Raw genomic sequence first — 24,192 nt, 5'->3', positions numbered from 1 at the left:
TTAAGTGAATTTTTATACGCTCGGTATCCTTTTTAGCCTGACTCGTTTTATTATAAGAAAACAGGGAAAAACAACAGGTTCACTTCGGTTTTACCGCTGTTTCTCAACGGAAAAGTCGACTGCAAATGAATAATTTGTGCGCTAATGAACAGCTGCAGGAGAAAACATGATGGACGATCTGGAGCAGAACTTGCTGTTTCGCTACATGGGTACTCACAGCCCGTGGTGGCGCTTGTCAGCTGACAGCAACGCTCTGCACCTTGCCGCCAGTGAAAATGCCGACGTCACTCAGGTGATTGCGCTGGACGATAAACAGGCCGATCTCATCCGTCACTTAACCGTTATTACCTCCAGCATTTCTATGACGCTCTCGCTATTCGGGGAAGATCTTCCGGTTCACCTTGTTGGACGTAAAATTACCCGCAACGAGTGGGCCGGAACCGCTTCCGCCTGGAACGATACCCCCTCCGTGGCGCGCGACCTGGCGCAGGGGCTCTCTTTCGCGGAGCAGGTTGTCTCAGAGGCCAACTCCGTCATTGTTATTCTCGATCAGAACGGCAATATTCAGCGTTTCAACCGGCTTAGCGAAGAGTACACCGGCCTGAAAGAGCATGAGGTGATTGGCCAGAACGTATTTAAGCTGTTTATGAGCCGCAGCGAAGCGGCTGCATCAAAACGCAATATTAGCGGTTTCTTTCGCAACGGCAGCTCCTACGAAGTCGAGCGCTGGATCAAAACGCGCAAAGGGCAGCGGCTGTTTCTGTTCAGAAACAAGTTCGTTCACAGCGGCAGCGGAAAAAATGAAATTTTCCTTATCTGTTCCGGGACCGATATTACCGAGGAGCGCCGCGCTCAGGAGCGGCTGCGCGTGCTGGCCAACACCGATACCATCACCGGCTTGCCGAACCGTAATGCTATCCACGACCTGATTTCTGACGCCATTGCTAACCGCGGCGATACCCAGGTGGGCGTGGTGTATCTCGATCTGGATAATTTTAAAAAAGTTAACGACGCTTACGGGCATATGTTTGGCGATCAGCTGTTACAGGCGGTCGCCCTCGCCATCCTGAGCTGTCTGGATGAGGATCAGGTGCTGGCGCGACTTGGCGGTGATGAGTTTATCGTCATGGCTACCAATACCTCTCAGGGCTCTCTGGAGGCGATGGCATCACGCATTTTAACCCGTCTGCGCCAGCCGTTCCGAATCGGTCTGATTGAAATTTATACCGGCTGCTCCCTGGGTATCGCCCTCGCTCCGCAGCACGGCAACGATCGGGAAAGCGTGATTCGTAACGCCGATACCGCGATGTATACCGCCAAAGAGAACGGCCGGGGCAAGTTCTGCGTCTTCTCGCCCGAGATGAACCAGCGCGTGTTCGAGTATCTCTGGCTGGATACCAACCTGCGTAAGGCCCTGGATAACGACCAGCTTCTGATCCACTATCAGCCTAAAATCACCTGGCGCGGGGAAATCAGAAGCCTCGAAGCGCTGGTCCGCTGGCAATCCCCCGAGCGCGGCCTGATCCCGCCGCTGGAGTTTATCTCTTATGCCGAGGAGTCGGGGTTGATTGTGCCGCTGGGCCGCTGGGTGATGCTCGACGTGGTTCGCCAGGTGGCGAAATGGCGCGATAAGGGCATAAACCTGCGCGTGGCCGTCAACGTCTCTGCTCGCCAGCTGGCCGATCAGACCATCTTCAGCGACTTAAAGCAGGCGCTGAAGGATCTGAATTTTGAATACTGCCCCGTCGACGTTGAATTAACGGAAAGCTGTCTTATTGAGAACGAAGAGCTGGCGCTGTCCGTGATCCAGCAGTTCAGCAAGCTCGGGGCGCAGATTCATCTGGATGATTTTGGCACCGGCTACTCCTCCCTTTCGCAGCTGGCCCGCTTCCCTATCGACGCTATTAAGCTCGATCAATCCTTCGTCAAGGATATTCATAAACAGTCCATTTCGCAGTCGCTGGTGCGCGCTATCGTCGCGGTGGCGCAGGCGTTAAATCTGCAGGTGATTGCCGAAGGCGTGGAAAGTGCAAAAGAAGACGCCTTTCTGACCAAGAACGGCGTCAACGAACGGCAGGGTTTTCTGTTTGCGAAGCCGATGCCCGCTGCCGCATTCGAGCGATGGCTAAAACGATATCAAGCGCGGAATCAACGTTAGCTGGCTTTACGCAGGCCCGCCGCGTGATGGCGGTTTTGCAGCGTGACCAGACGTTCCATGTAGGCGATATCTTTCGGTTCCAGGCAGAAAGCAGCGTCAACCCAGTCTTCCGTGATGTCCATCAGTTCACTGCGCGGCAGCTGCAGAACGCGCGTCCGGGCGCGAAGCATCGCCCTTATGCCGTTCAGCTTTGGCCGCAGCGTATCGATGAAGGTTCGGGTGGAGACATAGCTTTGTCCGGGCTCAAACAGCAGGTCCACCAGCCCATGCTGTTCATACCATTCAGCCGTGTGGGATTCCCCTTTATAGATAAGCTCCTCCGCCAGCTTCATGCCTGAACGGCGCGCCACCAGGGAATATCCCCCCATGCCCGGAAACAGGTTGAAGGCTATCTCCGGAAAGCCCAGACGGGCGTCGCGCTGCGCCAGCACGAAATGATGCGCCAGGGCGGCCTCAAACCCGCCCCCTAACGCACTGCCTTCGACCATTGCCAGCGTGATGGCACCCGTATCAAACCCCCGTGACGCCGCATGGACGCAATCCACGCAGGCGCGAGCGTACGCCCGTAACGCTTCCCGACGCCCGTTTTGAATGCACTCGACGAAGAACTGTAAATCACCGCCCGCATTGTACATCTCGGGAACCAGCGATCCGGTTACCCAGAAATCAACCGCAAAACCTGACTGGCGAACCAGCCAGGAAAAGTTCATGATCTCCTCAATTAACGCATGGTTGAAGCAAGGACGCGGCTGCGCCCGCAGCATCATCCAGACGGTGTGACGCTCCGCCTCGTAATATCCTGACAGCTGCGTGAACCGTTCAGTATCGGTAAACAGTGTGCAGGTCGGCTGGTTGATAACTGTCATAGTCTAATTCCTCTTATAAAAAAGCGCCTTGCGCGCAGTTTTAGACTAATCCACCCATTAAGCCTGCTGTATGAGGGGGAATAAATTTATCACTTACGTTTATGTAATTTAGTTATTGCGTTTTTTCCCTTCTCTTTTGATCCTAATTTCTGCATCATTGAAAATATTCACTTTTCGCGCCTGGGAGAGATTATGTCTACTATTGACGCACAAGCTGTAGCACAACGAATTGATACCGTGCTGGATATCCTGGTAGCAGGCGATTATCACTCTGCTATCCGTAATCTCGAGATCCTGAAGTCTGAACTTCTTGCTCAGAATGGTGCTGACAATGCGCCCGAAAACAGACAGCCAAAAGCGCCGTGGGAAGTTTAACCCCGCCGCCTCCGACCTCGTTTCGCTTTATTAAATGGATGCTATGAATTCCCGACAACAACTCATTTTGCAGATGGTCATCGATCAGGGACGCGTAAGCGTGGTCGATCTCGCTAGAACTACCGGCGTGTCTGAAGTCACAATCCGTCAGGATCTTAATCTGCTGGAAAAACAGAGCTACCTGCGTCGCGCCCACGGCTATGCGGTCCCGCTGGACAGTGATGACGTTGAGACGCGCATGATGAACAACTACGCGCTGAAACGTGAACTGGCGGAATTTGCCGCCTCCCTGGTGAATAACGGCGAGACCGTCTTTATCGAAAACGGCAGCAGCAATGCCCTTCTGGCGCGCACGCTTGCCGATCAAAAAGACGTGACCATCATTACCGTCAGCAGCTATATCGCGCATTTGCTTAAAGAGACGCGCTGCGAGGTGATTCTTCTCGGCGGCATTTACCAGAAGAAAAGTGAAAGCATGGTAGGCCCGCTGACCCGTCAGTATGTCCAGCAGGTCCATTTCAGCAAGGCCTTTATCGGTATTGACGGCTGGCAGCCGGAAACAGGTTTCACCGGCCGGGATATGATGCGCTCTGACGTCGTGAATGCCGTACTGGAAAAAGAGTGTGAAGCCATTGTGCTCACCGACAGCTCTAAATTTGGCGCCGTGCACCCTTACACAATGGGCCCCATTTCACGCTTTAGCCGCGTGATTACCGACGAACGGTTGAGCGATGCGCACCGTAATAAACTGGAAGATGACGGACTGATCGTCAATATTATTAAAAACAGCGTCTGAGTTCCCTCCGCGCCCGAATTTCGGGCGCGCACGCCCTTCTTTCTCTGAGATGATTCCTGGTACTTCTTTAAGAGTTTTTACCTGTTTAACCGGCCTTAAAGTCGTAAAATTAATGTTAGCGATATAACAGGAAGTGACTATCACCTGCGTGATTACGTAACGCCTGCGCGACCAGCTTTCACGGAATACAGAATTAAGTATTCGGTTCGTCTATACTTAACGTGTACATCTTTCCGTGAATCGATAATTCAGGAGAAAGTATTATGACCTTAACCAGCAAAAAATTAGCCGCCGCTGTTCTGGCAATCACTGTAGCAATGTCCCTGAGCGCATGCTCTAACTGGTCTAAACGTGACCGTAACACCGCTATTGGTGCCGGTGCCGGTGCTCTGGGTGGTGCAGTATTAACGGATGGTAGTACGCTGGGTACATTAGGTGGCGCTGCTGTCGGTGGTATTATCGGTCACCAGGTTGGCAAATAATTATTATCTAAGCCTTCCCCGATATTGCGATATTTGAACGCATTTCAGGTTTGACATACGCACGTATATAACACGAGCCACGGCATTTGCCGTGGCTCATTTATTTTAGCCGCCAGCCAGTTTGACCTTCATACCTTTGGCTTCCAGCAGGGACTTTATTAAATCACGTTTATCTCCCTGGATTTCAATAATGCCGTCCTTCACGGCGCCGCCGCAGCCACATTTCTTTTTCAACTCGGCCGCCAGCTTCGTCAGTTCAGCATCATCCAGGTCAATCCCGGAGATCAGGCAAACCCCTTTCCCCTTTCGTCCGCTGGTCTGGCGCTGGATCCGAACGATGCCGTCCCCCTTTGGACGTTCCACTTTCGCCTTTTGTTCGTCGATACGCCCGCTCTCGGTTGAGTAGACCAGACGGCTGTTGGAATCGGTCATTACGCCCCCTTTTTCAGCGATGCGTTGATAGCCTTTAACGTCTCTGCCGGATTGGCAGACTGCGTCACCGGACGGCCAATGACCATATAGTCAACGCCAGCGTCTAGCGCCTGCTCAGGGGTCATAATACGGCGCTGATCGCCCACGTCGCTGCCCGCAGGACGGATCCCCGGCGTGACCAGTTTAAATTCCTGGCCCAGCGCTGATTTGAAACGTACCGCTTCCTGTGCGGAGCAGACGACGCCATCCAGCCCGCAGTTCTGCGTCAGACGCGCAAGACGTTCGGCATGTTCGGCAGGTGACAACGTCACGCCGAGGTCGCGTAAATCGTTTTCATCCATGCTGGTCAGCACGGTAACCGCAATCAGCAGCGGGGCATCTTTACCAAACGGCAGGAGCGCCTCACGGGCGGCCGTCATCATTCTTGCCCCACCCGATGCGTGAACGTTGACCATCCATACGCCCAGCTCTGCGGCTGCAGCAACGGCGTGCGCAGTGGTGTTCGGGATATCATGGAATTTCAGGTCGAGGAAAACGTCAAAACCGCGCTGCTGCAGATCGCGAACGATTTGCGGTCCAAACAGCGTGAACATCTCTTTGCCAACTTTCAGACGGCAGTCGCGAGGGTCGATGCCGTCGACAAACGCCAGAGCAGCGTCACGCTTATTGTAATCGAGCGCAACAACAACAGGAGAATCCGTAATAACGCGGGAAGTGGAGGATGTAACAGACGTCATGACCAGCCCTTTTCGTCTATGGGCGCGCAGCGGCGCGGAACAGATAAACGGCCAGCATTCTACCTGCCGACGCCGCAAATTGACAGGATCCATTTATCCACCTGCCAGGCGAGCAAACCGCACCGTGGTCGGGAGTGCTGAAAGCCATCAGTATGTTGTAACTAAAATGAGGGGTTTTAAAAAATTACTGCCCGTCCAGGCCACGAATTGGCTTGATGGTGGACCAGGCGCGGCAGGAAGGACAGTGCCAGTAGAGCGTATACGCGGTGAAACCGCACTTCTGGCAACGGTAGCGCGGCTTGCTGCGCACCTGCTCGCCGACCATGTCGCGCAGCACCATCAGGCTCTCTTTCGCGCGCCCTTCTTCCGCGTCGTTCAGATGGTAATCCATCAGCTTATGGAAGACCCGCATGGTCGGATGACGCTGCAGCTGGCGCGTAATATACACCTGCGCGGTGTCGCTTCCCTCATACTGCTCAACAACGTCTGAGAGCATCAGTTCGGCGGTGGCGCCGGTATTTTCTTCCACGCAGCGACGCAGGAACGCGACCCACTCTTCCCGCTTGTCCAGCTGTTGATAGCAGGTTTGCAGCATTTCCAGCGTTTCACTGACCAGCTCTTTGTCCTGGTCAATAACCCGCAGCAGGCTTTCAACGGCCTTGGCGTAGTCGCCATTCGCCATAAAAACGCGCCCCATCATGATGGAGATGCGCGCGCTGTTGCGGTCCGCGGCGGCGCCTTTCTTCAGCAGCGCCATGGCTTTATCCATGTCGTCGTTGCCCATCTGCTGAAGCGCAAGCTCGCAGTAGAAATGGGCTATCTCTACGCGCTGCTTATCTTTGCCAAGCTTCACCAGACGCTCAGCCGTATCAATGGCTTTTTGCCAGTCGCTGGTGGCCTGGTAAATCTGCAGGAGCTGCTGCAATGCGCCGATGCGGAAATCCGTTTCATCCACCAGCTGCGAGAACATATCTTCAGCGCGATCGTACAACCCCGCGGCCATGTAATCGCGCCCCAGCTGTTGTACGGCAAGGAGACGTTGATCGTAGGTCAGCGAAGCGCTTTCCATCAGGGTCTGGTGAATACGAATGGCGCGATCGACCTCACCGCGCGAGCGGAACAGGTTACCCAGGGTGAGATGCGCTTCAACCGTGCCCGTATCCTCTTTCAGCATATCGAGGAACAGGTCCACCGCTTTGTCCTGCTGATTGCTCAGAAGGAAGTTCACCCCCGCAACGTAGTCGCGGGAGAGCCGATTGGCCTCGTCCTGTTTTGTTTGTTGCGCACTTCTGCGGCCCATATACCAGCCATAGGCTGCGGCTACAGGCAAAAGCAGAAACAACAACTCCAGCATAGTCGATTATTCCTTCACGACCGGCACGCCAGAGCTTTCCGGAATGTCAGACCCAGGGGCAATGTTATTTTCGAGTCGCTTAATTTTACGTTCAGCGCGCGCAAGAGAAACACGGACTTTTAGCCAGAACAGGCCGCAAACCAGCCAGCCAATGGCAAAGCCGGCAGCAAATAAGACCGCTAACAGGCTCGAGACGCGATACTCACCCTGAGCCAGCAGATAGTTAAACGTCACCTGCTGATCGTTTTGTGCACCCAACGTGACTGAAATGACAAAAATCGCCAATACCAGTAAGAAAATGAGTAAATATTTCACATGACTTCCCGTTATGTGGTTCAAGCGAATAAAGTGTGTTCAACTTACCGCAATCAGCCTTATAAGCTACCATTTTAGCGACGGGCGCGAAACGGAAAAAGTGACGCGCCCGTCATGGATTTATGGGCAAAATACGGAATATCAACCGTCAGGCGCCCGTTTGGTCCCTTTCGGCTATTTCTTCTTTCTCTTCTGGCGGTGGCGTTAGCGGTCCACAGAATCGTTCAGCAAGCCAGGTCGCCAGCGTCACCAGCAGCCATGAGATCAGCGTGGCGACGACCAGGTCTCGCGGCCAGTGCATCCCCAGCAGCAAGCGGCTACCCATAACGCCCGTCGCCCAAGCCAGTAAAATCACGAGCGTTACCGTTCGACGCCTTGGCCAAAGCAGCCCGACGCCCAGCAGCGCCCAGCTGGCCGCAAACATGGTGTGACCGGAAGGAAACGCGAAACCCGTCTCTTTCTGCCAGTGTTTACGCAAGAATGTCGGGATATCCTGCTGTTCCGCAAGCTGTTCTTTCACCAGCGCACCGCGATCTTTACGCTTTAAAGTGTAGAACTCATCCACGGGAACATGATGCGTTTTTTCCAGCCAGACGACAAAAGGACGCGGCTCCTGAACGCGATCTTTCACCCAGGACTTCACGCCCTGACCGACGAGAATAGCGCCGCCGAGGATCGCAAAGAGCATCAGCGCCGCGCGCAGACGAAAGCGCAGGCACCACAGAAACCAGGCGCAGAGGAGTACATGGGTAATAATTCCCCAGGGCTGAGTGACCGTTTCCGTTATCCAGTATAACGTTTTCAGCCACATGGCGTTTTGCCCGGGCTGCCACATCCAGCCTGAAAGCCATACGGCCAGGGGCATAATCAGTAAAATGGCCGCACCTGCTGCCGTACGTCTGGCGATTGAAAGCATGTCTTCTCCTTTTTTGCTAAGCGTCACAATCATAACTGAAATTCCGCTGCCGGGTGGAGATGTCGGATCGTGCGTTTAACGTTCATATAGCATGGTGCCCATTAGGCGAATCTGCTGAGCTTGTGGCAAAATGAGTTGATACAGAAAGCAAAACAGGGCAAAGGCATGAAACGTGTCAGCCCGGTCTGGAGAATCACATGCAGCTTAAACGTGTGGCAGAAGCCAAACTGCCAACCCCATGGGGCGATTTCCTGATGGTGGGTTTTGAAGAACTGGCAACCGGACAGGATCATGTCGCGCTGGTATATGGCGACATTTCAGGGCAGACGCCGGTTCTGTCCCGCGTCCATTCAGAGTGTCTTACCGGCGATGCGCTGTTCAGCCTGCGCTGTGATTGTGGTTTCCAGCTTGAAGCCGCCCTGTCTCATATCGCAGAAGAAGGTCGCGGCGTGCTGCTTTATCACCGCCAGGAAGGCCGTAACATTGGTTTGCTGAATAAAATTCGCGCCTACGCGCTGCAGGATCAGGGCTACGATACGGTTGAGGCAAACCATCAGCTCGGCTTTGCCGCCGATGAACGTGACTTTACCCTGTGCGCGGACATGTTCAAGCTGCTGGGCGTGGACGAGGTTCGTCTGCTGACGAACAACCCGAAAAAAGTGGAGATCCTGACCGAAGCGGGGATCAACATCGTCGAGCGCGTACCGCTGATTGTTGGCCGCAACCCGAAAAACGCCCACTATCTTGATACTAAAGCTGCCAAGATGGGCCATCTGCTGAAAGAGTGAAAGTAAAAAGCCCGGCATAAACGCCGGGCTTTTTTATCAATCGAGCATCTTACGAATCACATAATGTAAAATGCCGTCGTTCTGGTAGTAGGTCAATTCGGTTGCCGTATCAATACGGCAGCGGCAGTCCAGCACCTCGGTTTTCCCGTCTGCCCGCGTTAATTTCACCGGCACCGTTTTACCCGGCTGCAGGTTTTGCAGACCGTTAATCTCAATCTGCTCTTCCCCGGTCAGCCCCAGCGTTTTACGCGTTACGCCCTGCGGGAACTCGAGCGGCAGGATCCCCATACCGATCAGATTCGAGCGGTGAATACGTTCGAACGATTCGGCGATGACCACGCGCACGCCTAGCAGACGCGGACCTTTCGCCGCCCAGTCGCGGCTGGAGCCGGAACCGTACTCTTTCCCGGCGATCACCGCCAGCGGCGTGCCTTCCTGTTGGTATTTAACCGCCGCATCATAAATCGACACGACCTCCGTCCCCGGCAGATGGCGCGTCATGCCTCCTTCTACGCCCGGCACCATTTCGTTACGAATGCGGATGTTGGCGAACGTGCCGCGCATCATGACTTCATGGTTGCCGCGACGCGAGCCGTAGGAGTTAAAATCACGGCGTTCGACGCCCCGGCCTTGCAGGTAACGCCCTGCCGGGCTATCGGCTTTGATACTCCCCGCCGGAGAGATGTGGTCAGTGGTGACGGAATCCCCCAGCATCGCCAGTATGCGCGCGCCGTGGATGTCCTTAAGCGGAGCCGGCTCGGCCAGCATCTCATCAAAGAACGGCGACAGACGAATATAGGTCGAGTCATCCTGCCAGTCATAGGTATCGGAGCCCACCACGTTGATGGTTTTCCATTCCGGCGTGCCTTCAAAGACTTCCGCATACTCTTTACGGAACATCTCGGTTGAGACCTTTTCAACGGCCAGCGCGATTTCACGCGAAGAGGGCCAGATATCCTTCAGGTAGACAGGGTCATTCTTACGGTCGTGACCAATCGGATCGGTCACCAGGTTGATATTCATGTTCCCAGCGAGGGCGTAAGCGACCACCAGCGGCGGCGAGGCAAGCCAGTTGGTTTTCACCAGCGGGTGAATGCGCCCTTCAAAGTTTCGGTTACCGGAGAGAACCGCGCCTACCGTCAGATCCCCCTGCTTAATCGCCGTTTCAATGGGCTCAGGCAGCGGACCGGAGTTACCGATACAGGTCGTACAGCCATAGCCCACGAGGTTAAAGCCCAGCTCGTCAAGGTACGGCGTCAGTTTGGCCTGGGCCAGGTAATCCGATACCACTTTGGAGCCCGGCGCCAGCGAAGCCTTGACCCAAGGCTGAGGTTTTAGCCCAAGCTCTACCGCCTTTTTCGCCAGCAGACCGGCCGCCATTAATACGCTGGGGTTTGAGGTGTTGGTGCAGGAGGTAATGGCGGCAATCACAACCGCGCCATCCGGAAGCTGATATTGCTGCCCGTTCAGGACATAGTCGACGGGACGATGGTCTTTCTGCGCCACGTTGACCTCCAGCGCATTGCTGGCGGCAAAGGCTTTTGGCACGTCGCTCAGCGCAACCCGATCCTGCGGACGCTTCGGCCCGGCGAGGCTCGCTTCAACGCTGCCCATATCGAGTTCAAGCGTGCTGGTGAAGACCGGTTCATCGCCAGGATTGCGCCACATGCCCTGCGCTTTGGTATACGCTTCCACCAGCGCGACCTGCTCTTCGCTGCGCCCGCTGAGGCGCATGTACTCCAGCGTCACATCATCAATGGGGAAAAAGCCGCAGGTCGCACCGTATTCCGGCGCCATATTGGCAATGGTGGCGCGGTCGGCCAGCGGCAGCGAATCCAGACCGTCACCGTAGAATTCAACAAACTTGCCCACCACGCCATGCTTGCGCAGCATCTGGGTAACGGTCAGCACCAGATCGGTGGCGGTAATGCCTTCAGACAGCTTGCCGGTGAGCTTGAAGCCCACCACGTCAGGGATAAGCATGGATACCGGCTGGCCGAGCATGGCCGCTTCCGCTTCGATACCGCCGACGCCCCACCCCAGCACGCCCAGACCGTTGATCATGGTGGTATGCGAATCCGTCCCCACCAGCGTGTCGGGATAAGCAACCCACTCTTTATCCTGCAGTTCGCTCCAGACGGCTTTACCGAGATATTCAAGGTTAACCTGGTGGCAAATACCGGTTCCCGGCGGGACCACGCTAAACCGGCTGAACGCCTGCTGCCCCCACTTCAGGAAGACGTAGCGCTCGTGGTTACGTTCCATCTCAAGACGCACGTTTTCACCAAAGGCATCGTCATCGCCAAAGTGGTCAACGGTTACGGAGTGGTCAATCACGAGGTCAACCGGGGAAAGCGGGTTAACTTTTGCCGTATCACCGCCGAGGCGCTTAACGGCCTCGCGCATCGCGGCCAAATCAACTACGGCCGGGACGCCGGTGAAGTCCTGCATCAGCACCCTTGCCGGGCGGTAGGCGATTTCTCTGTCGGCATGGGCATGCTCAAGCCACCCTGCCAGCGCCTTAATATCATCGAGCGTGACGGAATCACCGTCTTGCCAGCGCAATAGGTTTTCCAGTAAGACTTTCAATGACTTGGGTAAACGCGAAATGTCCCCAAGCGTTTTGGCAGCCAGCGGCAGGCTATAGTAGTGCCAGGTTTTATTTTCTGCCTGTAATGTATCCTTACTGGCTTCGCGTAGGGTTAACGACATAAGCTCCTCCTTAATCACAGAGATGCCCCGACAATCATCAGGGCCGTAATTAAAGATAACACATAGATGTCGTAACGTTTTGATAACAACCCAAATTGATAAATTTAGGATTGGTCCAGAATGGGAAAACAAAAAACCCCGCCGTAGCGAGGTTTTACATTTTAGTGGAGCGCCAGCCAGATGAGCTGGCTCCAGAAGAGAATCGACACGGTAAAAACGCCGATCCATGACCAGTATTTGTGAGACGTCATGTTATTCATCATAGGGACACCAGGCATTATTTAAAAAGTTCCGAGGTAAGTCCTCAGTGCTATATTGCTGATGTGTATTTATTAAAGAGTACAAAAGTGCAGAGTCGGTATTCAGACTATTTGCATCATTACGCAATAAACTAAATTATTGTTTTTTGGGTTCGTCTTCCGCGAACACATCAATAAACGCTTGCTGCTGCGGCGTCAGTTTCCAGGACGCAGGTACAACAGTCGCAGGCGCTTTACGCCCTCTGTGGCCGTTGTCACGATGCTGACACATCTGTTTTACCGAATCTGTACGTACCGTCACTGCCATATTTAACCCCAATATTTCCAGGCCAGGAGAGCAACCACCACCCAAAACAGGGTAGAGACGAGAAAGACCGCCAGCCAGGCTTTACGCTTGAGCGCAGGATCCCTTTGCGGTTCTTCACTTCCTGAAGGCATTGCTAACCTCATACAATCGACATCGCTTATCATTTAGGACCAAACAATTGGTACAATTAATCATCTGTTGAGATAAATCCTAAAGAAACTTTAGCCGAAAAGCCAGTGAATTTACGCACCGGGAGGTATGAAATATTCATTCTTTTGACCAGAAATAAATAATTGAAAAGAAAAATTTGCGAAGGCGTTAATTAGTTTCTACTTTTGTCGCCAATTCACGACATTATAACCTTACGGTTTAAATGGATAATGACATTATATGACAGGGGTGGTGTAGATGATGATAATTCTAATTTAGCTTTGAGGCGTTATTTCGGTATCTTTCCCTTAGGGAAAGATACCGGGTGTGATTATTTTTCGGGGAGTTTGATATCTTTAAACATCTCTTCAATATCTTCATTCGAGCGTAATGCCACGGCGGTATCAACCACATCGCGCGTTAAGTGCGGGGCAAAGCGCTGAATAAAATCATACATATAGCTACGCAGGAAAGTGCTGCGACGGAATCCAATCTTGGTGGTGCTGTGGCTGAAAACATCATGCGCATCAAGACGCACCAGGTCAGGATCTGACACCGGGTCCACCGCCATGCTGGCAATGACGCCCACGCCCAAGCCAAGCCGCACGTAGGTCTTAATGACGTCGGCGTCCGTCGCGGTGAAGACAATGCGAGGAGTTAATCCGGCACGGTTAAAGGCGGTATCAAGCTCGGAACGTCCGGTAAAGCCAAACGTATATGTGACCAACGGATATTGCGCCAGCTCTTCGATAGTGACCGACCCTTTCCCCGCCAGCGGGTGATCGGGGGTCACCACGATAGAGCGGTTCCAGTGGTAGCACGGGAGCATAACCAGATCGTCATACAGATGAAGCGCTTCGGTGGCGATGGCAAAGTCTGCATTCCCCTTCGACACCGCTTCAGCGATTTGCGTTGGCGACCCCTGGTGCATGTGCAAAGAGACGCGGGGATACCGCTCGATAAACCCTTTGATCACGCCGGGCAGCGCATAGCGCGCCTGGGTATGCGTCGTGGCAATATACAGGGAGCCTTTATCCGGCCAGGTGTGCTCCCCCGCCACAGACTTAATCGCATCGACCTTGGAGAGGACTTCCCGCGCAATGCGGATAATTTCCTGCCCCGCAGGCGTGACCTGGGTGAGATGCTTCCCGCTGCGGGCAAATATCTGGATGCCTAACTCATCCTCCAGCATACGAACCTGCTTGCTGATGCCCGGTTGCGAGGTATATAAGCCCTCGGCGGTAGAAGAGACGTTAAGGTTATGATTCACCACCTCAACGATATAACGAAGCTGCTGTAATTTCATGCCAGACCATCCGATTTAGCGCACGCGGTCAATCGCTTAAGACGATTTGATAATAAGAAATGGGTTAACTATAACCACTATATCATTTATAGCCCGACTGTATAGTACGGAACAAAAAATAATAACAGGGCAATAAAAAAGGGCCGGAGATCCGGCCCTTTTACAGGTAAGTTACGGTAAGAAAAGATTATTTTTTGCCTTCAACCCATTTGCCATCGACAAAGAAGGCGGACCAGCCGGTCGCTTTACCCTCTTTCTCGGCCGCAACATACTGCTGCTTCGTTTTACGGCTAAACCGCACTACGGTTTTATTGCCTTCCGGATCCTGCTGTGGCGCATCGGCCAGATAACGCAGTTTCTCTGGCAGGCGATCGCGGAAGCGATACAGTTCTTCTACAAGCGGCGCGCGTGTTTCACGCGATTTCGGGAAGGTGTTGGCGGCCAGGAAGACACCCGCGGCGCCGTCACGCAGCACGAAGTACGCGTCGGATTTCTCGCACGGCAGTTCTGGCAGCGGAACCGGATCTTCCTTCGGCGGAGCCACTTCACCGTTACGCAGAATTTTACGCGTGTTTTTACACTCGTCGTTGGTGCAGGCCATGTACTTGCCGAAACGCCCCATTTTCAGGTGCATTTCAGAACCACACTTCTCGCACTCCACAATCGGGCCGTCATAGCCTTTAATGCGGAACTCGCCCTCTTCGATCTCATACCCGTCACACGTTGGGTTATTACCGCAGACGTGCAGCTTGCGTTTTGGATCGATCAGGTAGCTGTCCATTGCCGTGCCGCATTTTTTGCAGCGACGCTTGGCGCGCAGAGCGTTGGTTTCCGCATCGTCACCTTCCAGCACGTTGAGAACTTCGTTCTCCGGCACCAGGTTGATGGTGGTTTTGCAGCGCTCTTTTGGCGACAGCGCGTAGCCGGAGCAGCCAAGGAACACGCCCGTTGTTGCGGTACGGATCCCCATCTTGCGGCCGCAGGTTGGGCAGTCGATGCTGGTCAGAACCATCTGGTTAGGCAGCATCCCGCCTTCATCGGGATCTTTCTCCGCTTTTTCAAGCTGGTCGGTAAAGTCGCTGAAGAAGCTGTCGAGGACCTTTTTCCACTCCGCCTGATGGCTGGCAACCTGGTCCAGGCTGTCTTCCATTTGCGCGGTGAAATCGTAGTTCATCAGCTCGCGGAAGTTCGCTTCCAGGCGGTCGGTGACGATCTCACCCATTTTTTCCGCATAGAAACGCCGGTTTTCAACGCGTACGTAGCCGCGATCCTGAATCGTCGAGATGATGGACGCATAGGTCGACGGACGGCCAATACCGCGTTTCTCCAGCTCTTTGACGAGGGACGCTTCACTAAAGCGTGCAGGCGGTTTCGTAAAGTGCTGAGCCGGGATCAGCTCAACCAGAGACAGTTCGTCACCTTTGTTCACCGCAGGCAGCGTTCTGTCTTCATCGCCTTTGCGCAGCGCAGGCATCACTTTCGTCCAGCCGTCGAAACGCAGGATACGACCGCGCGCCTTGAGACGGAAATCGCCCGCGCCAACGGTCAGCGTGGTGGAGTCGTACTGCGCCGGGGTCATCTGGCACGCCACAAACTGACGCCAGATCAGCTGATACAGCTTCTGCGCGTCGGCTTCCATGTCTTTCAGCGATTCCGCTAACACAGAGACATCAGAAGGACGAATCGCTTCGTGTGCTTCCTGAGAATTCTCTTTGCTGGCGAACTGGTTAGTGCTTTCCGGCAGGTATTTCTTACCGAAGTTGTCGCTAATATAGCCGCGCACCATGCTGACAGCGTCCTGGCTCAGGTTGGTTGAGTCGGTACGCATGTAGGTGATGTAGCCCGCTTCATACAGGCGCTGGGCCATCATCATGGTTTTCTTCACGCCGTAACCCAGACGGGTACTTGCCGCCTGTTGCAGGGTGGATGTGATAAACGGCGCACCAGGCTTGCTGCTGGTCGGTTTGTCTTCACGTTCCAGCACCTGATAGCGCGCTTTTTCCAGCAGCGCTACGGCGGCCATGGTCTGGTCACGGTTTTCTGGACGGAAAGGCTTATCGTTCTGATGACTTACCTGCAGCGGCAGAGCGTCACCGCCCGGCGTGGTAACATTGGCGTCAACTTCCCAGAACTCTTCCGGCACGAAGGCTTTAATGTCGCGCTCGCGCTCAACCACCAGACGCACGGCGACGGATTGCACACGACCGGCGGACAGGCCACGGGCAATCTTCTTCCACAGCAGCGGAGAAACCATATAGCCTACAACGCGGTCCATAAAGCGACGCGCCTGCTGGGCGTTGACACGGTCAATATTCAGTTCGCCCGGCTTCTCAAACGCCTGACGAATCGCATTCTTCGTAATTTCGTTAAACACTACACGGCTGTAGCGTTTGTCATCACCGCCGATCACTTCCCGCAGGTGCCAGGCAATGGCTTCCCCTTCGCGGTCAAGGTCGGTTGCGAGATAGATGTGGTCTGCTTTTTCAGCAAGCTGCTTCAGCTCGTTAACGACTTTTTCTTTCCCGGGCAGCACTTCATATTGTGCATCCCAGTTATGCCATGGGTTCACACCCATGCGGTTGACAAGCGCGCTACGTTCATCCTTTTTAGGCTTTTTAGCCCCTTTGGTGGAGGTAGAGTCTGCGCTCTTTTTGCTGGCTGAGCCACTGGTCGGCAAATCGCGGATATGACCGACGCTGGACTTAACCACGTAGTCATTACCCAGATACTTATTGATCGTTTTGGCTTTTGCCGGGGACTCAACGATGACGAGAGCTTTACCCATATTCACCTTTACCTAATTTAATTCTTCCAGGAATACGCCGCACGTTGATTTCCCTTCCGCTGACGACGAGCCAATGATATTGCGACTGCGTCAGGAGATATCAACCCCTTTGTCTTACCGGGCGTTAAAGAAACGACGCCCAGGTGATTGAGTTTTCGGGTATTTTTCTCACATCTCGTGTAATTCGTGACGAATTCCCGGTTGAATGTCAAGCAATTCTGTTGCCAGAATGACGAAAGCGCACACTCTACCTGATAAAATCCGTTACGCAACTTTATTAGCATGCAAAAGCAAATCCCGCCAGCCAGGCCCCTGCACCTTATCCCCTCACATTACAGGGAAAATTTGCCCCCAAAGCGCCCTCGGCGTAGACTATTGCCACTGTTTAAGGAGTGGATTATGCAGAATACGACCCAACCTATTGACCGAGCCTCTCTGCTTATCGAAGCAAACAAGCTTATCCGTGACCATGAAGATACCCTGGCGGGCATCGAAGCCACCGGCGTAGAGCAGCGTAATGGCGTGCTGGTTTTCAGCGGCGAATACTTCCTTGACGAACAGGGGTTACCAACCCCGAAAAGCACCGCCGTGTTTAACATGTTTAAATACCTGGCGCATACGCTTTCCGAGAAATATCACCTGGTCGATTAATGCAAAACGCGAGGCGTGTGCCTCGCGTTTTTGTTTACAGCAGCGGTTTTTGTCCGCGCTGTAGCCAGCGTAGCAGCAGGCGGTCCGCGCTTTCCGCCGCGCTGTTGGTAAAGCGGTCAAGCAGGCGCTTGCGCTGGGTGAAGCGCACGCCCACCAGTTCCCGGCCTTCCATCAGGTTGAGCAGCAGGTCATCGCTGGTCCCGACTTCATCCACCAGCCCTTTCTCCTGCGCCTGGACGCCGTACCAGTGCTCGCCCGTCGCAACCTGTTCAATATCGAGCGTCGGGCGCATCCGGTGCACAAAGTCTTTAAAGAGGTGATGCGTTTCGTTGAGATCTTCACGGAATTTCTGACGCCCTTCTTCCGTATTTTCCCCCAGCAGCGTCAGGGTGCGTTTGTACTGACCCGCCGTGTGAAGTTCAATATCAATCTCTTTGTTTTTCAGGAAGCGGTTAAAGTTCGGAATTTGCGCGACCACGCCAATCGAACCAATAATGGAGAACGGCGCCGCAACAATTTTGTCCGCCACGCAGGCCATCATGTAGCCGCCGCTGGCCGCCACCTTATCCACGGCCACGGTCAGCGGGATCTGTTTTTCACGCAGGCGCTGCAGCTGTGAGGCGGCCAGCCCGTAACCGTGAACCACACCGCCCGGGCTTTCAAGACGCACGACAACCTGATCCTGCGGCGTTGCCACGGCCAGAACGGCAGTCACCTCCTCCCGCAGAGAAGCAACTTCGTGCGCGTCCATGCTGCCTTTAAAATCCAGTACATAGACGCGTGGCGCGGCCTTATCCTGCGGCGCATTAAGCTTTGCTTTTGCCTTTGCCGCTTTGGCTTCCTGCTTATGCTTTTTCTTCTGCGCTTTCAGCCAGAGTTTCTGTTGATGACTATCAAGCAGCGCCAGAGACATCTCTTCCTGCATCTCCTTATACTGCTCGCTCAGGCGGGTAATGCGTAGCTCCCCACGCTGACGCTTGCGCTGCGTCAGGTTGACAATCAAAACGGCAACCACCGCAATGGCGATCACCACCGTCGCGATTTTGGCCAAAAACAACCCATATTGAGAAAGTAATTCCACGCGTTCCACCTTGATTTAACCACGAATCTTTCACGGCAGTGTACAACAGCCCTGCCCATGCGTCTCGCTTGAGACATTACCTCTGCGAACCGCCTTCAGGAATCCCCGACCTGGCGTTTAAATATTTGCAAATTGTTAATTTTACGGTAATGCGTCCTGTAGACTGATTGAATTATTAGGTTAATTCGGGCATAAAGCCGAAAAGTCATTATAAAGGCACCATTGCGTCACCGGTCGCCTGAGGAGTCACCGTGCATTATCAACCGCAAAAAAATCTGCTGCAAAACCGCATTATTCTCGTCACGGGAGCCAGCGACGGGATTGGTCGCGAGGCGGCCCTGACGTACGCCGACTATGGCGCAGCCGTTATTCTGGTCGGGCGCAACGAAGAAAAACTGAAAAACGTCGCTCACGAGATTGAGGCGGTATCCGGCACGCCAGCGCCGTGGTATACGCTCGATTTACTGACCTGCACGCCCGCCGAGTGTCAGGAATTAGCCCAACGAATCAGCGCCCACTACCCAAGACTCGACGGCGTGCTGCATAACGCCGGTCTGTTAGGTGAAGTACGTCCAATGGATGAACAGGATCCTGATATCTGGCAGCAGGTCATGCAGGTTAACGTTAACGGCACCTTCTTCCTAACCCAGGCATTGCTTCCTTTATTACTGAAATCCGAGTCGGGGTCGCTGGTCTTTACTTCATCCAGCGTTGGCCGTGAAGGACGCGCAAACTGGGGAGCCTATGCCGTATCAAAATTCGCGACCGAAGGCATGATGCAGGTGCTGGCGGAGGAGTACCAGAGCCGCCATCTGCGCGTAAACTGCATTAACCCGGGCGGTACGCGCACCAAAATGCGCGCCAGCGCCTTCCCGACGGAAGATCCGCAGAAGCTCAAAACCCCGGCAGACATTATGCCGCTCTATCTCTGGCTGATGGGCGACGACAGCCGCCGCAAAACCGGGATGACCTTTGACGCCCAGCCGGGCCGTAAGCCGGGGATTTCGCAATGAGTGAAGAACGTCACCAGCAGCGCCAGCAGCGCCTGAAGGAACAGGTGGATGCGCGCGTCGCGGCAGCCCAGGACGAGCGCGGGATCGTCATCGTCTTTACCGGCAACGGCAAAGGCAAAACCACCGCCGCGTTCGGTACCGCCACCCGCGCGGTTGGCCACGGTCAGAAGGTCGGCGTTATCCAGTTTATTAAAGGTGAATGGCCCAACGGCGAGCGTAATTTGCTTGAGCCTCACGGGGTCGAGTTTCAGGTGATGGCAACCGGCTTTACGTGGGACACCCAGAACCGCGAAACCGATACCGCAGCCTGTCTCGCCGTCTGGGAGCATGCGAAGAGAATGCTGGCCGATCCAACTTTGAATATGGTTCTGCTGGATGAGATAACGTATATGGTCGCCTACGACTACCTGCCGCTTCACGCCGTTCTGGACGCGCTGAAAAACCGGCCTGCCCACCAGACGGTTATCGTCACGGGGCGCGGGTGTCATCGGGATATTCTGGAGATGGCGGATACCGTCAGCGAGCTGCGACCGGTTAAACATGCGTTTGATGAGGGCATCAAAGCGCAAATCGGAATAGATTACTAAAGAAAAAAGCCCGGTGTCTGCACCGGGCTTTTAGATTAACCGTTGTTATTACGGCTGCCGGAGCGGCGGCTGCTGTTCACCTGGCTGTGACGCTTCACCGCGCGACGGATTTGGTTCGCCTTCATGCGACGGCGGTCTTTCTCCACCGCCACTTTTGAGGTGGTTTCCGGCGTCAGGCCGACCAGCTCGCGCAGGTAGTTGGTTTGGGTCAGATCCAGTTCGGTGTACCCCCCGCGCGGCAGGCCTTTCGGCAGCAGAATGTCGCCGTAGCGAACGCGAATCAGGCGGCTCACCTGGACGCCTACCGCTTCCCAGAGACGACGCACCTCGCGGTTACGGCCTTCGGTCAGGGTGACGTTATACCACTGGTTAATGCCTTCCCCACCGGTAAACTTGATGGTTTTGAACGCCGCAGGGCCGTCTTCCAGCTGAACGCCACGCGACAGATCGCGCAGTTTATTCTCATCAACCTGGCCAAATACGCGTACCGCGTATTCACGCTCCACTTCACGGCTTGGGTGCATCAGACGGTTGGCCAGTTCACCATCGGTGGTAAACAGCAGCAGACCGCAGGTGTTCACGTCCAGACGACCAACGGCAATCCAGCGCGCACCGCGCAGCTTAGGGAGACGGTCAAACACCGTCGGACGACCTTCCGGGTCGTTGCGGGTACACAGCTCGCCTTCCGGCTTGTAGTAAGCCAGCACGCGACAGATCTGTTCGGCAGACTCTTTCACGGAGATAAGATGACCGTCGATGCGGATCTTCAGCCCCGGTACGATTTCAACGCGGTCACCCAGCGTGGCGATTTTACCGTCCACACTCACGCGGCCCGCTTCAATAATGGCTTCGATTTCACGGCGTGAGCCGTGGCCGGCACGCGCCAGCACTTTCTGTAACTTCTCGCTCATTGAGCTTCCTCAGGTGTCGCCTTCACAGGCGTCTGGTGTACTTTCTAAACAATGAGTTAGCAACAATAACAACCTAACTCACTGATATGTAAATCTTTCACGGTACACAGCATGGCAAACAATATGTCATACAAGCTGTCACATACAATGATTCGTGGGCGCATATACTACACGAATTTTAGATTAAATGATTCAACAAGTTTTGGATGTCTGACTCTCGATACTGATAGTCAAAAACAAACTGCAGTGGTCATGAATCAGATCCGCCCATACATTCCGCTCGCTCAGAATGGGACAATGGGTATCGAAGAGTTTAAGCGGAAGATTCAAGGCTAACGAGCCGCCACAAAACAGGACTTTGACAGCTATCTACTACGCGCCCTTGAAAGAGATGTTGCCGAGGTGGAGCGTCTTCCTGAATTGGGACAGTGGCACAAAAACATCTTTCCCGACTCACCATTATCAGCCTCTGATACGGTAGAAGCTGCTCAGGGCTATGCCGATGCACATTTTAATCGAATAGTGGAAGGCAGCGAACAACCCGCGAACGAAGTACTTACCAGCCTACATATGCAGAAAATTGAGCTATGCCAATCTGATCTGCCACTTGCAAATCAAGTTGCCGCAGCACTCGATCTGAGCCGTACAACGGTAGCACAGGCCTATGAAGCATTTGATTCGAAAGACTTGCTACGCTACCGTCAAATCACAGCGAGCCTACAGGCACAGTTAGAAGAGGCAAAGATCAAATCTGAGCCGCAATCGGTCTTTGAACCAAAACAACCTGTCATCCCAGAAACCAAATAAATTGTAAGTCAGGCGATCACACTGTCCGAAACTTGGGTTATGTATGTCAAAGAGAAAGGCCAAAAGTGGCGCAGAAGTCTCGCCAATGAAAACCAGCGCTTCTTTGATGTTCTGCTCTATGTCGTCGGTGACAAGCCGATTGACTCAGTAACGAAGCAAGACATTCGGGAAGCGTTGAAGGTTACGGAAAACCTCCCGACTCGAATCAAGCTACCTTACAAGCGTTTGACACTGAATGAGTGCATTGTCACGGCTTCGATCTTGGCGTTGGCAAGTTCAACCATCAGATTAGCCAACTCAAGTTTTAGCGTTGCCTTGACCAGTTCATCGCTATTATTTGCCAGCTTCTGAGTGATGCTAACCGCTTTATCGAGAATCCCTACTGCCGCCGCCGTGCTTGCCAATACACCTGCCATAACATCCCCTGCCTGAGATTTGTTGAAGATTAACACTCTCACTTTACCGCATAACCTGCTGTTACGAAACGAAGTTTCACTTAGGCCTAATACTTGTTGCTCATGTGGTTATTGCTTGTAAAATAACCTCTTTGATTATTTCCATAACCAGTAAAGGGACTTATGAAACAATACACCAACGAACTTACCCCGCCTGTGCTCGTATCATTTAAGAATCCATTCAGTGCAGAGCAAATGGCAAACTCAGACGACGAACAACGCCAGATTTTCAAATCCCATGTTGAAGAAATGAAAGACCGTTCTTTACTGGCGATTTGGCGTTTTGCTACTACTGGAGCACTCACCCATAACAGCGGGAAGATTGAGAAAGCCAGCGCCAACGACTCATTTACCCTTGAGGACGGGAGTGAAATTAATCGGGCAATGGTTGGTGATTACGTTGTTTACCCTGACGGAACACGCGCGAAAATCATCAACGGATCGGGATCAGTCAATACCAACGGCAGCGGCGTTTCTTATGCTCTCGTAGGAAGTCAGCTTGATAACGGTGATGTGATTATCAGTACTCCGCAAGATTATGCCCTCCTCTGCCAGTTGGACAACAGCCCCGCAATGCCAGCCGATTTTCTCGCTTCAGTTGCACTCTGAAATAAGGAGTTCAGAAAATGGCTATAGGCTTTTGGGTTGTAAAAGGCGATAAAACAACATGCGGGGGATCTGTACTGACCGGACATCCGAAAGGGAAGCAGATTGGCCCGAATCTAAACAGACAAGCAACAGTAGGTTGCCAGGTCTCCTGCGGTAAACACCCAGGCATTTTCAGCGTGGTTGGTGGATACCCTGGAGAATATATTCATGGGCAGTTAGCCGCCAGTACGATTTACAGCCGTTCGACCTGCCCGTGCAAGGCTTTTTTCATTGCCACCCATACCTTTATGAAACACGGCCCTTACCAGGAACCCGTGAGAGCTACCTCTGCACCACTGGAAACGAAAGCCGTATCTGACCCAGTGCAAGAGCCGGAACAACACGCCCAGGTAGCGAAGAAGCAAAACAGCTTTGCTGACACCTGTAAGCCAGAAGAGAACCCGCTATTAAACGGCGTTTACATCTGGACTGAAACCAAAAACGCAGGTCACGCTTTCGTTTCGGTGCACCAGAATAACAATGTTTATCTCTACACGTATGGTCGCTACGGCAGAACCAATCGTGGAGGCTTTACGGGAGATGGTATTCTTAACTTCCTGCAAGATGAAGACGCAAGGGTTTACTATCGTTCTGAACTCTATGAGATGGGTGCTCGTGTTTTCCGCATAGAAGATGCCGACCCGGTGAAGACAAGAGCATTCTTCGAAAACTTATGGAACAGCAGTAAACCATCGTTCCAAACGTCAAACATGAAAGCAACCACGAGGAGAAGAGGCCACACCATTGACGGGTATGATGTAACGGGCAGAAATTGCACCACACATTCAGTCGAAGGGATCAAGTTTGCAGGCTCAAGAGTATTCGAGCATGGTTACACATCGAAGACAACACAGCTACCTATCGACGCCGAGGAGGATTTCACCATTCCTGTATCTCTGCAAAGATTTATCATCACAAAAGGTGGAGACATGTCCTCAATGCTTGTCGTTGAGATGACAAACACATTCAAAAAGCAATTCCCTACTTCAGGCAATTTGCAGCCATTCCAGGAAACTCCTGGTGGGAAATTTCAGCATCTCGTTGCAGATACCGCGGCTATTGGAGATTCATTGTCTCCGTATTCAGGCGGCACTGTGGGCGGCGTATTAGGTGGTTCTTATGACAATGACGAGTAGAACTAAAACTATTCTCCGATGGAGCGGAATTGGCATTGTATCGTTTTGCTACTTTATCGGGTTGGCACTGGCTACATTCTCATTTTCTGCTTTCAGCGAGAATGAAAGTATGCAATTTTCTGACCCAGTACCGTTGAATGAATACCATGCTTCGATTGATTCTA

26 protein-coding genes are annotated in these 24,192 nt (G+C 53.4%); 11 read left to right on the top strand and 15 right to left on the bottom strand.

What is annotated here, in order from left to right; all coding sequences use genetic code 11:
• Positions 1–166: 166 nt before the first annotated feature.
• Positions 167–2,158 (top strand): cyclic di-GMP phosphodiesterase, encoded by a 1,992-nt coding sequence (pdeR, locus tag L6R44_RS01710; protein WP_237423018.1) that lies wholly within the window; start codon positions 167–169, stop codon positions 2,156–2,158.
• On the opposite strand, the gene L6R44_RS01705 is transcribed toward pdeR, so the two are convergent.
• On the bottom strand, positions 2,155–3,024 hold the full coding sequence (locus L6R44_RS01705; RefSeq protein WP_032640959.1) for a crotonase/enoyl-CoA hydratase family protein: 870 nt from the start codon (positions 3,022–3,024) through the stop codon (positions 2,155–2,157). The two genes, pdeR and L6R44_RS01705, sit on opposite strands and share 4 nt — an antisense overlap.
• A 192-nt stretch (positions 3,025–3,216) precedes the next feature.
• Between L6R44_RS01705 and L6R44_RS01700 the strand changes: the two genes are divergently transcribed.
• From L6R44_RS01700 to osmB, 3 genes are all read left to right on the top strand, one after another.
• Positions 3,217–3,399, top strand: a complete 183-nt coding sequence (locus L6R44_RS01700; protein WP_024907126.1) for a YciZ family protein — start codon at positions 3,217–3,219, stop codon at positions 3,397–3,399.
• Between the two features lie 43 nt (positions 3,400–3,442).
• On the top strand, positions 3,443–4,195 hold the full coding sequence (yciT, locus tag L6R44_RS01695; protein WP_032640961.1) for a DNA-binding transcriptional regulator YciT: 753 nt from the start codon (positions 3,443–3,445) through the stop codon (positions 4,193–4,195).
• A 263-nt stretch (positions 4,196–4,458) separates the two neighbouring features.
• Positions 4,459–4,677, top strand: coding sequence for an osmotically-inducible lipoprotein OsmB (gene osmB / locus L6R44_RS01690; protein WP_008501216.1), 219 nt, complete (start codon positions 4,459–4,461; stop codon positions 4,675–4,677).
• A gap of 105 nt (positions 4,678–4,782) precedes the next feature.
• Here osmB and yciH read toward each other — a convergent pair whose 3' ends face one another.
• The 5 genes from yciH to pgpB all read right to left on the bottom strand — a co-directional run bounded on the left by yciH (position 4,783) and on the right by pgpB (position 8,431).
• On the bottom strand, positions 4,783–5,109 hold the full coding sequence (gene yciH / locus L6R44_RS01685) for a stress response translation initiation inhibitor YciH (protein WP_032640963.1): 327 nt from the start codon (positions 5,107–5,109) through the stop codon (positions 4,783–4,785).
• On the bottom strand, positions 5,109–5,846 hold the full coding sequence (gene pyrF, locus L6R44_RS01680) for an orotidine-5'-phosphate decarboxylase (RefSeq protein WP_237423017.1): 738 nt from the start codon (positions 5,844–5,846) through the stop codon (positions 5,109–5,111). The genes yciH and pyrF overlap by 1 nt, the downstream gene beginning before the upstream one ends.
• Before the next feature lie 184 nt (positions 5,847–6,030).
• Positions 6,031–7,200 (bottom strand): lipopolysaccharide assembly protein LapB, encoded by a 1,170-nt coding sequence (lapB, locus tag L6R44_RS01675; RefSeq protein ID WP_237423016.1) that lies wholly within the window; start codon positions 7,198–7,200, stop codon positions 6,031–6,033.
• Positions 7,201–7,206: 6 nt separating this feature from the next.
• Positions 7,207–7,515, bottom strand: coding sequence for a LapA family protein (locus L6R44_RS01670; protein ID WP_032640968.1), 309 nt, complete (start codon positions 7,513–7,515; stop codon positions 7,207–7,209).
• Positions 7,516–7,663: 148 nt separating this feature from the next.
• Positions 7,664–8,431 carry a phosphatidylglycerophosphatase B gene (gene pgpB / locus L6R44_RS01665; protein WP_032642613.1) on the bottom strand — a complete coding sequence of 256 codons (768 nt, stop codon included), beginning with the start codon at positions 8,429–8,431 and terminating at the stop codon, positions 7,664–7,666.
• Positions 8,432–8,628: 197 nt separating this feature from the next.
• Here pgpB and ribA point away from each other — a divergent pair, with 197 nt between their 5' ends.
• Entirely contained in the window at positions 8,629–9,219 is a 591-nt protein-coding gene (gene ribA / locus L6R44_RS01660) for a GTP cyclohydrolase II (RefSeq protein ID WP_008501210.1), read from the top strand.
• Positions 9,220–9,255: 36 nt separating this feature from the next.
• Here the strand turns inward: ribA and acnA are convergent, their stop codons facing one another.
• From acnA to topA, 6 genes are all read right to left on the bottom strand, one after another.
• Positions 9,256–11,931: an aconitate hydratase AcnA gene (gene acnA / locus L6R44_RS01655; protein ID WP_237423015.1), complete on the bottom strand. Its 2,676-nt coding sequence runs from the start codon at positions 11,929–11,931 to the stop codon at positions 9,256–9,258.
• Positions 11,932–12,092: 161 nt separating this feature from the next.
• On the bottom strand, positions 12,093–12,191 hold the full coding sequence (gene ymiC / locus L6R44_RS01650; protein ID WP_032623144.1) for a small membrane protein YmiC: 99 nt from the start codon (positions 12,189–12,191) through the stop codon (positions 12,093–12,095).
• Between the two features lie 136 nt (positions 12,192–12,327).
• On the bottom strand, positions 12,328–12,498 hold the full coding sequence (locus tag L6R44_RS01645; protein ID WP_032640975.1) for a hypothetical protein: 171 nt from the start codon (positions 12,496–12,498) through the stop codon (positions 12,328–12,330).
• 2 nt (positions 12,499–12,500) lie between these two features.
• Positions 12,501–12,641, bottom strand: coding sequence for a YmiA family putative membrane protein (locus tag L6R44_RS01640; protein WP_213327741.1), 141 nt, complete (start codon positions 12,639–12,641; stop codon positions 12,501–12,503).
• Between the two features lie 338 nt (positions 12,642–12,979).
• Positions 12,980–13,954 carry an HTH-type transcriptional regulator CysB gene (gene cysB, locus L6R44_RS01635; protein ID WP_008502814.1) on the bottom strand — a complete coding sequence of 325 codons (975 nt, stop codon included), beginning with the start codon at positions 13,952–13,954 and terminating at the stop codon, positions 12,980–12,982.
• A gap of 187 nt (positions 13,955–14,141) precedes the next feature.
• On the bottom strand, positions 14,142–16,739 hold the full coding sequence (gene topA / locus L6R44_RS01630) for a type I DNA topoisomerase (RefSeq protein WP_237423014.1): 2,598 nt from the start codon (positions 16,737–16,739) through the stop codon (positions 14,142–14,144).
• A 399-nt stretch (positions 16,740–17,138) separates the two neighbouring features.
• On the opposite strand from topA, the gene L6R44_RS01625 reads away from it, so the two are divergent.
• A complete protein-coding gene (locus L6R44_RS01625) occupies positions 17,139–17,390 on the top strand; it encodes a YciN family protein (RefSeq protein ID WP_003856804.1) in 252 nt (83 codons plus the stop codon).
• A gap of 34 nt (positions 17,391–17,424) precedes the next feature.
• Here L6R44_RS01625 and sohB read toward each other — a convergent pair whose 3' ends face one another.
• Positions 17,425–18,471, bottom strand: coding sequence for a protease SohB (sohB, locus tag L6R44_RS01620; protein ID WP_161656413.1), 1,047 nt, complete (start codon positions 18,469–18,471; stop codon positions 17,425–17,427).
• 251 nt (positions 18,472–18,722) lie between these two features.
• On the opposite strand from sohB, the gene L6R44_RS01615 reads away from it, so the two are divergent.
• A complete protein-coding gene (locus L6R44_RS01615) occupies positions 18,723–19,484 on the top strand; it encodes a YciK family oxidoreductase (protein WP_237423013.1) in 762 nt (253 codons plus the stop codon).
• Positions 19,481–20,071: a cob(I)yrinic acid a,c-diamide adenosyltransferase gene (cobO, locus tag L6R44_RS01610; protein ID WP_237423012.1), complete on the top strand. Its 591-nt coding sequence runs from the start codon at positions 19,481–19,483 to the stop codon at positions 20,069–20,071. The genes L6R44_RS01615 and cobO overlap by 4 nt, the downstream gene beginning before the upstream one ends.
• Before the next feature lie 35 nt (positions 20,072–20,106).
• Here the strand turns inward: cobO and rluB are convergent, their stop codons facing one another.
• Complete coding sequence (gene rluB / locus L6R44_RS01605) at positions 20,107–20,982, bottom strand: 23S rRNA pseudouridine(2605) synthase RluB (protein WP_032640985.1); 876 nt, start codon at positions 20,980–20,982, stop codon at positions 20,107–20,109.
• Between the two features lie 402 nt (positions 20,983–21,384).
• On the opposite strand from rluB, the gene L6R44_RS01600 reads away from it, so the two are divergent.
• On the top strand, positions 21,385–21,789 hold the full coding sequence (locus L6R44_RS01600) for a hypothetical protein (protein ID WP_237423011.1): 405 nt from the start codon (positions 21,385–21,387) through the stop codon (positions 21,787–21,789).
• Positions 21,790–22,004: 215 nt separating this feature from the next.
• Here L6R44_RS01600 and L6R44_RS01595 read toward each other — a convergent pair whose 3' ends face one another.
• The gene (locus L6R44_RS01595) at positions 22,005–22,205 is read right to left on the bottom strand and encodes a hypothetical protein (protein WP_237423010.1); all 201 of its coding nucleotides are present in this window, start codon (positions 22,203–22,205) and stop codon (positions 22,005–22,007) included.
• A gap of 162 nt (positions 22,206–22,367) precedes the next feature.
• Here L6R44_RS01595 and L6R44_RS01590 point away from each other — a divergent pair, with 162 nt between their 5' ends.
• Both L6R44_RS01590 and L6R44_RS01585 read left to right on the top strand, forming a co-directional pair.
• Positions 22,368–22,853: a PAAR domain-containing protein gene (locus L6R44_RS01590; protein WP_237423009.1), complete on the top strand. Its 486-nt coding sequence runs from the start codon at positions 22,368–22,370 to the stop codon at positions 22,851–22,853.
• A gap of 17 nt (positions 22,854–22,870) precedes the next feature.
• Positions 22,871–24,028 carry a PAAR domain-containing protein gene (locus tag L6R44_RS01585; RefSeq protein WP_237423008.1) on the top strand — a complete coding sequence of 386 codons (1,158 nt, stop codon included), beginning with the start codon at positions 22,871–22,873 and terminating at the stop codon, positions 24,026–24,028.
• Positions 24,029–24,192 lie beyond the last annotated feature (164 nt).

It is taken from the genome of Enterobacter cloacae complex sp. ECC445 (genome assembly GCF_021892025.1).
GTDB lineage: Bacteria > Pseudomonadota > Gammaproteobacteria > Enterobacterales > Enterobacteriaceae > Enterobacter > Enterobacter chengduensis.
Note: the sequence above shows the minus strand (reverse complement) of the source record. Positions and strands in the feature narration are given on the sequence as shown.

Coding starts and splice junctions, on each gene's coding strand:
- pdeR (WP_237423018.1), top strand. CDS start 167: ATGATGGACGATCTGGAGCAGAACTTGCTGTTTCGCTACATGGGTACT.
- L6R44_RS01705 (WP_032640959.1), bottom strand. CDS start 3,024: ATGACAGTTATCAACCAGCCGACCTGCACACTGTTTACCGATACTGAA.
- L6R44_RS01700 (WP_024907126.1), top strand. CDS start 3,217: ATGTCTACTATTGACGCACAAGCTGTAGCACAACGAATTGATACCGTG.
- yciT (WP_032640961.1), top strand. CDS start 3,443: ATGAATTCCCGACAACAACTCATTTTGCAGATGGTCATCGATCAGGGA.
- osmB (WP_008501216.1), top strand. CDS start 4,459: ATGACCTTAACCAGCAAAAAATTAGCCGCCGCTGTTCTGGCAATCACT.
- yciH (WP_032640963.1), bottom strand. CDS start 5,109: ATGACCGATTCCAACAGCCGTCTGGTCTACTCAACCGAGAGCGGGCGT.
- pyrF (WP_237423017.1), bottom strand. CDS start 5,846: ATGACGTCTGTTACATCCTCCACTTCCCGCGTTATTACGGATTCTCCT.
- lapB (WP_237423016.1), bottom strand. CDS start 7,200: ATGCTGGAGTTGTTGTTTCTGCTTTTGCCTGTAGCCGCAGCCTATGGC.
- pgpB (WP_032642613.1), bottom strand. CDS start 8,431: ATGCTTTCAATCGCCAGACGTACGGCAGCAGGTGCGGCCATTTTACTG.
- ribA (WP_008501210.1), top strand. CDS start 8,629: ATGCAGCTTAAACGTGTGGCAGAAGCCAAACTGCCAACCCCATGGGGC.
- acnA (WP_237423015.1), bottom strand. CDS start 11,931: ATGTCGTTAACCCTACGCGAAGCCAGTAAGGATACATTACAGGCAGAA.
- ymiC (WP_032623144.1), bottom strand. CDS start 12,191: ATGAATAACATGACGTCTCACAAATACTGGTCATGGATCGGCGTTTTT.
- L6R44_RS01645 (WP_032640975.1), bottom strand. CDS start 12,498: ATGGCAGTGACGGTACGTACAGATTCGGTAAAACAGATGTGTCAGCAT.
- L6R44_RS01640 (WP_213327741.1), bottom strand. CDS start 12,641: ATGAGGTTAGCAATGCCTTCAGGAAGTGAAGAACCGCAAAGGGATCCT.
- cysB (WP_008502814.1), bottom strand. CDS start 13,954: ATGAAATTACAGCAGCTTCGTTATATCGTTGAGGTGGTGAATCATAAC.
- topA (WP_237423014.1), bottom strand. CDS start 16,739: ATGGGTAAAGCTCTCGTCATCGTTGAGTCCCCGGCAAAAGCCAAAACG.
- L6R44_RS01625 (WP_003856804.1), top strand. CDS start 17,139: ATGCAGAATACGACCCAACCTATTGACCGAGCCTCTCTGCTTATCGAA.
- cobO (WP_237423012.1), top strand. CDS start 19,481: ATGAGTGAAGAACGTCACCAGCAGCGCCAGCAGCGCCTGAAGGAACAG.
- rluB (WP_032640985.1), bottom strand. CDS start 20,982: ATGAGCGAGAAGTTACAGAAAGTGCTGGCGCGTGCCGGCCACGGCTCA.
- L6R44_RS01595 (WP_237423010.1), bottom strand. CDS start 22,205: ATGGCAGGTGTATTGGCAAGCACGGCGGCGGCAGTAGGGATTCTCGAT.
- L6R44_RS01590 (WP_237423009.1), top strand. CDS start 22,368: ATGAAACAATACACCAACGAACTTACCCCGCCTGTGCTCGTATCATTT.
- L6R44_RS01585 (WP_237423008.1), top strand. CDS start 22,871: ATGGCTATAGGCTTTTGGGTTGTAAAAGGCGATAAAACAACATGCGGG.